The following is a 13,569-nucleotide window of genomic DNA, read 5'->3' on the forward strand; positions in this document are numbered from 1 at the left end:
CTTACTCCTGGTCAAAAGCAAGGCGGTCCGAAACGTATCTATCATACGCGGCAATAGCCTGAGAGGTTTCTTCGAGGCTATCTCCGCCGAATTTCTCAAGCACAGCGCGCGCAAGAACAAGGGCAACCATGGCTTCTGCTACGACGCCGGCCGCCGGAACCGCGCAGACATCGGAGCGCTGGTGAATGGCAGTTGCCTCGGCGCCGGATTCCATATCAACGGTGCGCAATGCGCGCGGGACGGTAGAGATTGGTTTCATCGCCGCCCGCACACGAAGCTGCTGCCCATTAGTCATGCCGCCTTCGAGGCCACCTGCGCGATTGGTGAGGCGGGAAATGCCCTCAGCGGTACGCACCATTTCATCGTGAGCAGCGGAGCCGCGCCGACGAGCCTCTGCGAAGCCATCACCGATTTCCACTCCTTTGATAGCCTGAATACCCATCAAAGCGCTGGCTAATTGCGCATCCAAACGGTCATCGCCGGAAATGTGCGAGCCCAGTCCAATAGGCAGGCCATCTACCACGACTTCGACGATGCCGCCCAAGGTATCGCCTTGTTTCTTGGCGGTTTCGATTTCTGCAATCATGGAGGCCTCTGCCTCCTTATCACAGGCGCGCACGGGTGAATCATCGATAGCCTCGATGTCCGCGAACGCCGGCGCAGGGCCCTCATAAGGCTCAGAAGCCCCAATAGAAATGACGTGGGAGAGTACCTCGATGCCGAGGGTCTCGCGCAGGAAGTTGCGCGCGACGGTAGCGGCAGCCACACGCGCTGCAGTCTCACGCGCGGAGGAACGCTCTAGAATGGGGCGCGCTTCACTATGGCGGTATTTCACCATTCCGGCAAAATCCGCGTGGCCTGGACGCGGCCTAGTCAGGGCTGCACCTCGTCCAGAATTCATGGCCTTTATATTTTCTTCATCGTCCATATCCAGTGGATCGGCCGACATGATGGTGGTCCACTTCGGCCACTCCGTATTGCCAATCATTATGGCAATAGGGCTACCCAGAGTCAGCCCGTGGCGGACTCCGCCCAGCACGGTAACCTCATCAGCCTCAAACTTCATGCGGGCGCCACGGCCGTAGCCAAGGCGGCGCCGGGAAAGCTGATGCGAAATATCGGCGCGGGTAATTGGGACCCCGGCGGGCATGTGCTCCAGCAGAGAAATAAGAGCCTGGCCGTGGGATTCACCTGCAGTAGTCCAACGAAGCATGCGGGTATTATCGCACGATGAGGCCAATCCGGTATGAACTTGGCCCCGCAATATATTCTTCCACCCCCTCAAAAAGGGTAAACACAAGCCACGACGAGTGCCGCCGCCAATAACATCGCGGGGCCATGCGCGCTTTCTTTCTGCCCAGCACACACAGACCAGACGAACGTTAACAGGGACGCGCAGCCGCTCGCCGCCACCACCCCTATGAACCCAGCAGCATGCCCTACCAGCATCCCTAAGGGCACGGCCAGCTTAATATCGCCGCCGCCCACCCCTGTATGGGCCAGCCCAAGCACGAGATATATCCCCGGCCACCACAGCCCGCCCCAGTTGGCAAGTACAAGTGACAACGCAGCGGCTGGCAGCGTCAACCAGTCGGGCAAGCGGCGATGCCGAAAGTCCCACCAAGACAGTGCCGCGGCCCAAAGGCAATAAACAATTCCCCCAAAGATCAACACGGGACTTAGAGTAAAGCGAGGTACCGCCTAGCGCTCGAGGCTTCCACTCAGAGGGCGAATTGTGCAGCGTGAGCCAGACGCGAAGGATAGCCCGCACTTGTCCAGGCCTCGTTTTATTTGACAGTTTGCGACCGCCGCTGCAATTCCTCATTCAATGCATTTAGCATCTCTTCCCGCGGTGCGGCCACCCCGGAAAATTGCTCGAACTGGCTAAATGCTTGATATGCGAGCATGACATGTCCGCCGACGGACTTGTACCCGTTGGCCGCCGCGCACGTGGTCAGCGGCGTGGGCCAGGGATCATAAATGACGTCGAGCACCGGTGCGTGGGCGATGTCGAAGACGCAGTCCTCCACCGCAGCGGCGGGAACGGTGGATACAATGACATCGGCTGCGCGAGACAGTGCAGATAGGTCACCATCGAAACCGGTGAAAGAAAGCTCCAGTCCCAGCTCTTGGGCAAGTGGCCGTAGCTCGGCGCTACGGTCCGAGCGATTGAGCACGGTGACGGTAGACACTCCGCGCTCAGCCAGCGCCCACAAAGCTGGACGCGCTGTGCCCCCAGCTCCAATGAGCATCGCGTGCCGTGCGGGGGAATCCCCCAAAAGTTCTATGAGCGCGCCACGCACGCCTTCGGTGTCGGTATTGTCTGCAAACCACCCTTCTTCTTTACGCACCAGGGTGTTTGCGGAACCTATCAGCTGTGCGCGATCGCTTACGGTATCCGCAAAGCGGAGGGCGGCGAACTTACCCGGCATGGTGACGGAGAACCCTACGAACTCAGGGGTACTCCCCCTCACCAGATCCGGCAAGCCCTCCGCAGCCGTTTCAAAGCGGGTGTAGTCCCAACCTTCGAGCCCGGCAGCCTCGTAGCCAGCATTGTGGAGCACCGGAGACAGTGAGTGCTCGATGGGGCTACCAAGGACTGCCGCACGTGGCATCGGTTCTACCTCTTCGTGGTTTTGCGACTTTATTTGGCGGGCTGCTCGGCAGCGGCGTCGCCGTTGCCGGAACCAGCGCCCTCCCCTTCGCGCTTGGAGTCAAGCACGCCGGAGCGGATGGCGTCATCAACGCGGCCCAAGTGCTCATCGTAGGTATCGGAGAAGACGGTGGTGCCTTCTTCGTCCACGGTGACAAAGAACTTCCAATTGCCCTCAGCAGGCTGCTCCATGGCCTTGATTGCATCATCCGAAGGAGAAGCAATCGGGGTATCCGGCAGGCCCTCCTTTGCGTAGGTATTCCACGGAGTCTTCTCCTCACGGGCCTTATCGGTGGTGGCCAGCTCAACGTCTTCCAAGCCATAGTTCACGGTGGAGTCAAACTCCAAGCGCATCGGCTCGTCCAGACGGTTGAGGATGACACGGGCGACCTTGTCGAACTCACCTGCTGGCGCCTCGCGCTCCACTAGGGATGCGGAAGTAAGCAGCTCATAAGGGCTCAGACCGATAGCCTGGGCGCGTTCTTCGATCTTGGTCTCGTTGTAGCGCTTGGTAGAGCGGGTAATGAGGTCCTTCAAAATATCCTTGGCCTCCATATTGGGGTCCAGGACGTACTGGCCTGGAGCGATAAGGCCCTCAATGCGCTTAGGATCGTTGCCGCGCTTGTTGATGGCCTCGAGTGCCCACTGTGGCGCACCCAGCTCAGCAGGATCAGTTTCCGCAGCGACCTTTTCTAGGTCTTCCTTCTTCAGGCAGTTGCCATCGTTGCAGCTGACCTCAGAAATCAAGGAATAGATGCCATAACGAACGTCTCCACCAACAACCTTGACGTCCTCCAAGGTTGCGCCGCCTTGGACTTCGAGCATGTCGACGCGGTTATTCTTATCCAATAGCGCCTCTACCGCGGCGTTGGCACTCATCTCCTCCTGCAGGCGGTAGAAGCCAGGTTGGATTTGGCTTGCGCTATGGTTCATAGACGCAGCAGAGTCAAAGGCGTCTTGGGTCTTGACCACATTCTTTTCCACCAGTGCAGGACCGAGCTCGGACATCGACGAGCCTTCCGGCACCTCCACCAGCTGGGTGGTACCGTTGCCGGTTCCCTCATAATCGGCAGAGGTATTGCCGAGACGGAATCCGATGTAGATAAGGGCACCAAGGATAACGATGATCGACGCAATGATAACGGCAATGCCGCGCTGGCGGCGCTTGACGTGTTTCGGCTCCATCGATCGACCGAGACGTTCTTGATTACGGCTCACTTGTTTTAGTCTCCTGAGTTTGAAGGCTGATCTATTGCATCCCTTGGACGGAGAGCGTTTGCACGCCCGTCCAACCATGTCTGCAATATCTCCACCGCTGCTGCTTGGTCGATGACTTTACGGCCCTTCTTCTCGGACACGCCTGACGCGCGCAGCGCGGTGGTCGCTGCCACGGTAGTCAAACGCTCATCAGCCAAACGTACTGGTGGTGGAACTTTATCCATATTTGCATTTCGATTCAACCGACGGCGGATCCGAAACGCAATTTCTTTAGCATGTTTTACGCTTTTTGAGCCATTTCCCTGCAAATCTCGTGGCAGCCCCACGATGACCTCGACCGCCTCATAAAAATCAATCAATTCTAGGATCCGGTCGATATCACCCTTATCGCGGTCCTTAAACCCGGTTTCGCGGTGAACGGTCTCCACTGGGGTGGCAAGCGTTGCTTCCCTATTGGACACTGCTACGCCGATGCGCACAGTACCGACGTCAAGCGCGAGCCGGCGGCCCTGCCCCGGATCATCAACCCCGGGGATATCTGGTTCCACTTGTGCCACGTTCGAACTCCTACAGGGACTCGAGCATATCCTCGACGGCGGCAAAGCCGCGCTCTGCACCTGCAGCTGAAGAACCGGAGCCCTGGGCCATGTCCGGCTTACCGCCGCCGCGGCCATCAACGTACTGGCCAAATTGCTTGACGACGTCCCCGGACTTCACACCGCGTTCGACGGCCTTGTCGGTGGCTGCCACGATGAACGGGAACTTGCCCTTGTCCTGGGCGCCCAAGACGATGACGGCTTCTTCCTCGCGCAGGCGGTTACGCAGGTCCGTAGCCACGGTGCGCAGGTCCCCACCGGTGGTTCCATCCGGCAACGTCAGCGCAATAACCTTGAAACCATTGATGTCCTTGGCGGCGCCGACAAACTCGGAGGCACGCGCAGCCAGCTGCTGCTTGCGCAGGGTTTCGATTTCCTTTTCTGCTGCCTTGAGCTTCTCAGATAGCTGAGCAATGCGCTCAGGCAGGTCCTCGGTCTGTACCTTAAGCTCGCGGGAGACTCCTTCCACCAAGGCGGTTTCCTTGGAGTAGTAGCGGAAGGCATCCATACCGGAGTAAGCCTCAATGCGGCGAGCGCCAGAGCCTACGGAAGATTCACCCAGCACGGAAACCGGGCCGATTTCAGCGGAGGATCCCACGTGGGTACCGCCGCATAGCTCGATGGAGAACGGTCCGCCGATTTCTACCACGCGGACTTCCTTGCCGTAGTTCTCACCAAAGAGCGCCATGGCGCCCATGGCCTTAGCCTCTTCCAAGGAGGTCTCGATGGTGTTGACGGCAAAATTGGAGTCAATTGCCTGGTTGGTAATCAAGGCAATTTCTTCCAGCTGGGCCTGGCTGAGCTGTTCGGTGTAGTTGAAGTCAAACCGTAGGTAACCCGGGCGATTCATAGAACCAGCCTGGACCGCGGTGGGGCCAAGCACCTGGCGCAGTGCGGCGTGAATGAGGTGGGTAGCGGAGTGAGCCTGGGTAGCACCATGGCGCCACTGCTCGTCGACGCCCGCCTCAACCGACATGCCCAGGTCTAGGCCGCCAGCCGTAACCGTGGCTTTGTGGACCCACAGCTTCTTGCCAATCTTTTGGACGTCATTGACCTCCAGCAAGGACTCGCCGGCCACAATGCGCCCGCGATCAGCCATCTGGCCGCCCGCTTCGGCATAAAGTGGGGTGTGGTCCAAAATGACCTCGACCTCTTCACCCTCGTGGACTTCATCGACCTTCTCGCCGCCGCGGACAAGGCCGATCACGCGGGCGTCGGAAGTAAGCTCCTCGTAGCCGGTGAAGACGGTGGGGTTATTGTCTACCCAGTCGCGGTAGAGGGAAAGGTCAGTGTGCCCGTGCTTCTTGGCCTGGTTATCGGCCTTGGCGCGGCGGCGCTGCTCACCCATGGCGTCGTTGAAGCCATCCATGTCCACCTCAAGGCCCGCTTCCTGGGCCATTTCCAGGGTCAAGTCGATGGGGAAACCATAGGTATCGTGCAGCTCAAAGGCCTTCTCACCCGGCAGGACCTTTGCGGTCTTCGCACGAGAGGTGGACTTGAGCTCCTGCACGGCATCGTCGAAGAGGCGGGTGCCGGACTCCAGAGTCTTGAGGAAGGCCTTTTCTTCGTTGACGGCCACGCGCAGAATTCGCTCACGGTTGTCCGCAATCTCCGGATAAGACGGAGTCATGGTATCCATGACCGTGTTCATGAAGCGCTCCATGGTGGCACCGGTAGCGCCCAGCAGCTTGGCGGAACGGATAATGCGGCGCAGCAGGCGACGCAGGATATATCCGCGGCCCTCATTGCCCGGGGTTACGCCATCCAAAATGAGCATCATGCCGGTGCGGGAGTGGTCCGCTACCACTCGGAAGCGGATATTGTCTTCCTGAGAGGCTTTATCGCCGTAGGTGGCACCGGTAAGTTCCTCAGCTACGTCAATGACTGGACGCAGCAGGTCTGTTTCGTAGACGTTGTCTACGCCCTGCAAAATGCAGGCCACGCGCTCGATGCCAAGGCCAGTATCGATGTTCTTCTTGGGCAGCTCGCCAACGATTTCAAAGTTGCCCTTGCCAATGCCCTCGCCGCGCTCGTTTTGCATGAAGACCAAGTTCCAGATCTCCATGTAGCGGTTATCATCGGCAATGGGTCCGCCGTCCTTGCCGTACTCAGGACCGCGATCGTAATAAATCTCGGAGCACGGGCCACAGGGTCCAGGGATACCCATGGACCAGTAGTTATCCTCCATGCCGAGGCGCTGAATGCGCTCTTCAGGAACGCCAATCTTATCGCGCCAGATTTCGGCGGCCTCATCATCATCCAGGTACACCGTCACCCACAAGCGTTCTGGGTCTAGACCAAAACCGCCCTCCTCAACGGAGCGGGTAAGCAAGGTCCAGGCATTGGTGATGGCGCCTTCCTTGAAGTACTGGCCAAAGGAGAAGTTTCCGGCCATCTGGAAGAAGGTGTTGTGGCGGGTGGTAATGCCCACCTCTTCAATATCAAGGGTGCGCACGCACTTCTGAATAGAGGTGGCTAGCCCCTTGGCAAAGGGCGGATTCTGCTGGCCCAGGAAGTAGGGCTTGAATGGAACCATGCCCGCGTTTACGAAAAGCAGGTTAGGGTCATCCAGGATCAGCGAGGCACTTGGTACCGCCTCGTGACCAGAATTGACGAAGTGCTGGGTAAACCGTTCCCGGATCTCATGAGTCTTCACGAGCAACAATCCTAACTGTATGAGCTTTCATCTTCTATCGAGAAGTTTCTAACCCGCCCAACTTTACCCTTCGCCGCACCGCAATTTCCCTTGGGTAGGTATCAGCGCGGCCGGCGAGCGTTTTTACCGGGAGAACGCTTGCCGCGAATAATGCTGCGCAAGCGGCCTATATAGTCATAAACGCGCTTTTCAGCTCCATGATCGGTGGGTTCATAATATACGGAGCCTTCCAACTCATCGGGCAGGTATTGCTGTTCTACTACGCCGCGGGGATCATCGTGGGGGTAAACATAGCCCACGGCATTTCCCATCCGCTTTGCGCCCTCGTAGTGTCCATCGCGCAGATGCGCCGGCACGTGGCCCACCTTGCCGGCGGCCACGTCTGCCTGGGCCTGCGTGATGGCGGAGATTACTGATGGAGACTTCGGCGCGGTGGCCAGATGGATGGTGGCCTGCGCCAAGGGAATTCTCGCCTCCGGCATTCCGATGAGCTGTGCGGCCTCGGCCGCCGCCACAGCTACCTGGAGCGCAGTGGGATCGGCCATACCGATGTCTTCGGAGGCATGCACTATGAGCCTGCGCGCTATAAAGCGCGGATCCTCTCCCGCTTCCACCATGCGGGCTAGATAGTGCAGCGCAGCATCAACATCGGAACCACGAATGGATTTAATAAACGCAGAGACCACATCGTAGTGTTGGTCGCCGTCGCGGTCATAGCGCACGACCGCCTTATTGACGTTGTCTGTGACCGTCTGTGCGGTAATTTCCCCGCCGTCGGCGACCGCCTCGGCCGCCGCCTCCAGGTAGGTCAATGTGCGCCGCGCATCACCGCCGGCCAAAAGAACTAGCTGCTCCAAGGCCTCGTCGGCGATCCGAATCTTGCGCTCGCCCAAGCCTCGATCGCTTTCTAGCGCGTGCTTGGCGACGCCCCTTAGGTCGTCGTCGCTTAGCGAATGCAGCTGCAAAAGCAGCGAGCGCGACAGGAGCGGCGCCACAACGGAAAATGAGGGATTTTCCGTCGTCGCCGCCACGAGCAGTACCGTGCGGTTTTCCACGGCCGCGAGCAGCGCATCCTGTTGGGTTTTAGAAAATCGATGTACCTCATCGATAAAAAGCACCGTCCGGCGCCCGTGAATGAGCTCTTGCCGGGCGTGGGTGATGACCTCGCGGACCTGCTTCACGCCCGAATCGAGCGCGGATAGACCCACAAAATTCTGCCCCATCTGGCTCGCAATAAGAGAGGCAATCGTGGTCTTGCCAGTACCTGGCGGGCCATACAAAATGACAGAGGCCTCCCCTGAGCCTTCCACTAGGCGGCGCAATGGCTTGCCAGGAGCCAAAAGGTGGTCTTGTCCGACCACTTCATCCAAGCTCTGCGGGCGCATGCGCGCCGCCAGCGGCGATCCTGCGTGGGTGGCAAAGAGGTTCTTCCCAGGCAAAGACGCGGCATTGTCCCCGGGAGTGGGCCCGCCAAAGAGTGAGTCTTGAGACACTAAAACCTACCTCCTAGCAGTGTGCGGGCACATCAAAGTTATCTATTCATCATCCAAGCGGCGCGCAATTGCGCTGCCAAACTCTGCGATGGGTGCGCAGGCGGGGCCGTCGCAGCGCGCGGCATAGCGCGACAGCGCCTCAAAGGTTTCGTACAGATCGCGGCGTACCAGCAATTCATCTTCCGTAAACGGCCCGTGATCGGCCGGGCGCAAGATCGAATGCTGCGGATCGTGGAAGACCTCGGCTTCTCCCCTGACCAAGGCCACCAGCCCTTCAATGCCGCCTGCTTGCATGGTGGTCACGCTCGACAGCGCCCAGCCGATTAGTGAAGCCACGATGAGTCCATGGATCTCTTCCGGATCAGAAAACAGCGGCCACACGTCTGCTACCGCACGAGACCAGGCGGAGATAAAAATATCTGCCTCCTCGTCCGTAATCGGCTTAGAAAACAGGAACTGTGGGAAACCGGCAATAACGCAGGCTACATCGAAGCCCACATTGCGGAATCCCGCCCATTCATAATCCAAGAAGTGCAGGTGCTGCGAGACGATAATATTATCTGGAGAAAGGTCAAAGGGGGTAAAGGCCCGGTCTTTTCCGGAGGCCAAAGACCTGGCTGCTTGCCTTGCTAGCTCACGGAAGCTTTCGGGGGCTTCGAGCCCCGCCGTATCCAGCAAATCAAGGCCGATTCCGATGGAGCCTTCCAATGCCTCATCACGCACGGATTGGTGCGGGGCCAATTCCGGGTTCTTGCGCAACATGCGGCTAAGCAAGGTTTCATAATCCTGCTCATGCCCGGCGGTCCCCGCATGCATGTGGCCCAGTGCGCTGCCCAGCGAGCGCAGCACTCGGACGCGGTCGGCATCGGTGGATTGAACCAGGACATCGGCAAGCGTTTCGCCCTCTCCCAAGTCCGTCAAAACGATAATGCGCTTATCTAAATCATGAGCGAGCAGCACCGGGCCAGGGCGCACATCTTCAGATAACGCGGTAGTAAATTGATAAGCCACAACCTCACGCAGCATTGCGGCATCATCAACGCCATAGCCTGTGACCGGGTTGTATTTAATGACTACCGAGCGGTGAGGCAGGAAGGCGCCGGGGGCAATCCTTGCGCGCAGGACCATTGCATTGCCGGAGCCGTCCAAGCGCTCGACGCTCGACATCTCCGGGGTGCCACCAAAACGGCGCGACAACATCTCCGAGGCGGCCTTGATGACGTCCTCGGGCGATAGCACAGTATCGTTTTCATCCATAGTTCTATCCAGTATGCCCCCTCACACCAAAGCGGGGTCACAAGTTCGCCCGCAGCGAAAATGGCCACGGCCTACGATGTGCCCCGCACGGTGTGCCTTAACGGCTGAGGTTCAAGCTATCTGCTTACTTCTCCTCAGCAGTCTCTCCCGCAGTGGAACCGGCCTTGTCCTGTTCCTTCTTCTTTTCCGGCTTGTAGTCTACGCCGGTTTCCTTGCGCTGTGCGGCAGGGATTGGCGCAGGGGCCTCGGTAAGCGGGTCTACGCCGCCGCCGGACTTCGGGAACGCAATGACGTCGCGGATGGAGTCGAAGCCGCCCAGCAGGGAGACAATGCGGTCCCAGCCAAAGGCGATGCCGCCGTGTGGCGGGGCGCCATAAGAGAAGGCATCGAGCAGGAAGCCAAACTTCTCCTGAGCTTCCTCGTCCCCAATTCCCATGACATCAAAGACGCGCTTTTGCACGTCTTCCTGGTGGATACGGATGGAACCGCCGCCAATCTCATTGCCGTTGCAGACAATGTCATAAGCGTAGGCGGTAGCCTCGCCCGGGTTCTGGTCAAAGGAATCAATCCACTCCGGCTTCGGGGAGGTGAAGGCGTGGTGGACCGCGGTCCACTTGGAGTGACCCAAAGCGACGTCGCCGGAAGCGGTTGCGTCGGCAGAAGGCTCGAAGAGCGGGGCATCAACAACCCACGTAAAGGCCCAGTCGCCTTCCTTGATAAGGTCCAGCTTCTTTGCAATCTCGCCGCGCGCAGCACCCAGCAGGGCACGTGAAGACTTGGTGTCGCCAGCGGCAAAGAAGATGGCATCGCCTGGCTTAGCGCCGACGTGCTCTGCGATGCCCTCGCGCTCGGCGTCAGTAATGTTCTTAGCTACCGGGCCGCCCAATGTGCCGTCCTCACCCACGGTGATATAAGCCAAGCCCTTCGCACCGCGCTGCTTAGCCCAGTCCTGCCAAGCATCGAACTGACGGCGCGGCTGGGAGGCGCCGCCCTCCATAACCACGGCGCCCACGTATTCATTCTGGAAGACGCGGAAGGTGGTGTCCTTGAAGAACTCGGTGCACTCTACAATCTTGATGTCGAAGCGCAGGTCTGGCTTATCAGAGCCGTAGTACTTCATCGCATCAGCGTAGGTCATGCGCGGGATAGGAGTCTTAATCTCGTAGCCAATGAGCTTCCACAGCTCGGTAACGATCTCTTCTGCCAAGGCGATGACATCGTCCTGGTCTACAAAGGACATCTCCACGTCCAGCTGCGTAAACTCCGGCTGGCGGTCGGCGCGGAAATCCTCATCGCGGTAGCAACGAGCAATCTGGTAGTAGCGCTCCATGCCAGCGACCATGAGCAGCTGCTTGAACAGCTGCGGGGACTGTGGCAGTGCGTACCACGTGCCTGGCTTCAAGCGCGCTGGCACCAGGAAGTCACGCGCACCCTCCGGGGTGGAACGAGTCAAGGTCGGAGTCTCAATTTCTGCAAAGTCATGAGAATCCAGCACCTTGCGGGCCGCACGGTTAGCGGCAGAACGCAGGCGCAGGGCCTTCGCCTGGCGCTCACGGCGCAGGTCCAGGTAGCGGTACTTCAAGCGAGTCTCCTCGCCAACCTCACCCGAGGTCGAAGGATCATCAACCTGGAACGGCAGCGCTGCGGATTTATTGAGCACCTCAAGATCCGCGACATTGACCTCAATCTCGCCGGACGGCAGGTTGGGGTTCTCAGAGCCTTCCGGGCGTGGCTCTACGGTACCGGTAACCTTCACGCAGTATTCGGAGCGCAGGTCGTGGGCGCGTTCTGCCACGTCAGATTCACGGAAGACAACCTGGGCGATGCCAGAGCGATCGCGCAGGTCAATGAAGATCACACCACCGTGATCGCGGCGGCGGGAAACCCAACCGGTTAGGGTGACGGTCTCTCCTGCGAGTTCTTTGCGGAGCTCACCAGCTAAGTGGGTACGCAGCACTGTTGTTCAATCCCTTCTGAAAATTGTGTCACTTGCGGGTCCCGCCACGCGTAAACAGCGCGCGCCAAACCAAGCACAAGACTAGGAACGTGCACAATCCTACATCCCTACCGGTACATGCAGCGTAGTAAGGTAGACGCAGCGACGCCCCGGAGGCCTACAAGGCGCGACACTCCCCCTGTTTCCTTGCCCCCTTGTGCACCCATCTTCATCCTGTGTTTTAAGGGGCCATGTGACACTATTTAGACATGACTTTTAGATCTGGTGCCGATTTCGGCGGCAAGGAAGCTCGTTCCGGTGGCGGCGGCGGTGGCATCGCCATCGGCGGTGGCGTCGGCTCGATTGTTTTGGTTGGCCTTTTCCTCCTACTTGGCGGTAACCCCTCAGACTTGGGCGCGATTTTAGGCAATGAACAGTCTCAGTCCGATGGCGCCGCGCAGGGCGATAGCCCAGAATGCAAAACTGCAGAAGATGGCAATACCAAAGATGAATGCCTGGTAGAGTTCACCGGCCGCAGCGTGGACAACGTTTGGTCCAAGGTGCTGCCAGAACAGGCAAATATCCAATACACCGAACCGGAGCGCGTGGTCTTCCACGGTGGCGTTAATACCGGATGCGGCGCGGCATCCTCTTCTACCGGCCCCTTCTATTGCCCACGCGATGAGTCCGCCTACTTCGATACCGAGTTCTTTGATTCCCTGCGCAATTTCGGCGCGGAAAATGCCCCCTTGGCCCGCATGTACATCGTGGCCCACGAGTTTGGCCACCACATTCAAAACCTGGAGGGCACCCTCGGTTTGTCGGACTATAACAACCCTGGCGCCGATTCCAACGCTGTGAAGATCGAGCTGCAGGCTGACTGCTACGCCGGGCTGTGGGCCTCCTACGCCGACAAGGGTGACAATCCCTTGCTAGAGCCCATTACCAAAGAACAGGTCTCGGATGCTGTCGCCGCTGCCCAAGCGGTGGGCGATGACAATATTCAACGCCGTTCCGGGGGCCAGGTCCAGCCTGACTCCTGGACCCATGGCTCTTCTGAACAACGCGAGAAGGCATTCCTCGCTGGCTATAACTCCGGCAAGATGTCCCAGTGCGACACCTTGGAGCGCGGGGCCTACCGCGGCTAAAACTACTTTTGGCCGCCGCCTATCCTCTAAGAGCCTAGACGGACTCGCCACCTCCGCTAGCCATACCGACTGTGCCGGGGCTAGCGGGTTTTCTTATCCCTATCCCAGGGCGCTGCAAGCACTCCGCGCTTGGCGACGCCCTCCCTTTCCACCCTTCTCCACACTGGCACCTATCACTATTCACCTAGCTAGTGCATTATTGGCCGCTTTCATGACCTTAAAACCCTGCGCTCCATTGTGAACGCAAAGAACTCCTTTCCCACGCCCGCTATTACAAATCAGAGCTCATCGCTCAGCCGCACGCAGCAGTGGTACAGCAGATTTCCACCCTCCGGGACATAGTGGTGTCCCCTCCCGAGACCCTTCGCGTCCTGCAGCCGCATCGATGGGTCGCCGCGGATTGCAGCGATAAGCACAAACTCGATGCCGCCGACAGTGCGGATAGAGCGAGGTATCAAGAGCCCAGCGATCGCGCCATCTTTCTGGCCCGCACGGTAAGTGTGCAGGAACCGATGGATTGCCCATCAGAAACCGATAGCCTGGGGAACCGCCCGTGCGCAGCCGTCATCACAGAACACGGCAAAGTAAATGAGACTCCGCTGTGGTTGGTTG

10 protein-coding genes are annotated in these 13,569 nt (G+C 58.9%); 1 reads left to right on the forward strand and 9 read right to left on the reverse strand.

Features of this window, described 5'->3' with window-relative positions; translation table 11 throughout:
- Position 1: 1 nt before the first annotated feature.
- The 9 genes from aroC to aspS form a co-directional block, all read right to left on the reverse strand.
- Entirely contained in the window at positions 2-1,213 is a 1,212-nt protein-coding gene (gene aroC, locus MHK05_RS00300; RefSeq protein ID WP_200287441.1) for a chorismate synthase, read from the reverse strand.
- 68 nt (positions 1,214-1,281) lie between these two features.
- Complete coding sequence (locus MHK05_RS00305) at positions 1,282-1,674, reverse strand: prepilin peptidase (protein WP_239204059.1); 393 nt, start codon at positions 1,672-1,674, stop codon at positions 1,282-1,284.
- Between the two features lie 113 nt (positions 1,675-1,787).
- Positions 1,788-2,615, reverse strand: a complete 828-nt coding sequence (locus tag MHK05_RS00310) for a shikimate dehydrogenase (RefSeq protein ID WP_239204061.1) — start codon at positions 2,613-2,615, stop codon at positions 1,788-1,790.
- Positions 2,616-2,644: 29 nt separating this feature from the next.
- Positions 2,645-3,838, reverse strand: coding sequence for an endolytic transglycosylase MltG (gene mltG / locus MHK05_RS00315; protein WP_239204544.1), 1,194 nt, complete (start codon positions 3,836-3,838; stop codon positions 2,645-2,647).
- Positions 3,839-3,876: 38 nt separating this feature from the next.
- The gene (ruvX, locus tag MHK05_RS00320; protein WP_023021457.1) at positions 3,877-4,428 is read right to left on the reverse strand and encodes a Holliday junction resolvase RuvX; all 552 of its coding nucleotides are present in this window, start codon (positions 4,426-4,428) and stop codon (positions 3,877-3,879) included.
- A gap of 10 nt (positions 4,429-4,438) precedes the next feature.
- On the reverse strand, positions 4,439-7,123 hold the full coding sequence (gene alaS / locus MHK05_RS00325; RefSeq protein WP_239204063.1) for an alanine--tRNA ligase: 2,685 nt from the start codon (positions 7,121-7,123) through the stop codon (positions 4,439-4,441).
- A gap of 101 nt (positions 7,124-7,224) precedes the next feature.
- The gene (locus MHK05_RS00330; RefSeq protein WP_239204065.1) at positions 7,225-8,616 is read right to left on the reverse strand and encodes a replication-associated recombination protein A; all 1,392 of its coding nucleotides are present in this window, start codon (positions 8,614-8,616) and stop codon (positions 7,225-7,227) included.
- 42 nt (positions 8,617-8,658) lie between these two features.
- Positions 8,659-9,873, reverse strand: a complete 1,215-nt coding sequence (locus MHK05_RS00335) for a protein kinase family protein (RefSeq protein WP_239204067.1) — start codon at positions 9,871-9,873, stop codon at positions 8,659-8,661.
- Between the two features lie 124 nt (positions 9,874-9,997).
- Complete coding sequence (gene aspS, locus MHK05_RS00340; protein ID WP_239204069.1) at positions 9,998-11,830, reverse strand: aspartate--tRNA ligase; 1,833 nt, start codon at positions 11,828-11,830, stop codon at positions 9,998-10,000.
- A 248-nt stretch (positions 11,831-12,078) separates the two neighbouring features.
- Between aspS and ypfJ the strand changes: the two genes are divergently transcribed.
- Positions 12,079-12,957 carry a KPN_02809 family neutral zinc metallopeptidase gene (gene ypfJ, locus MHK05_RS00345; RefSeq protein WP_200287429.1) on the forward strand — a complete coding sequence of 293 codons (879 nt, stop codon included), beginning with the start codon at positions 12,079-12,081 and terminating at the stop codon, positions 12,955-12,957.
- Positions 12,958-13,569: the final 612 nt, after the last annotated feature.

Source organism: Corynebacterium nasorum, assembly GCF_022347325.1.
Lineage (GTDB): Bacteria > Actinomycetota > Actinomycetes > Mycobacteriales > Mycobacteriaceae > Corynebacterium > Corynebacterium kefirresidentii.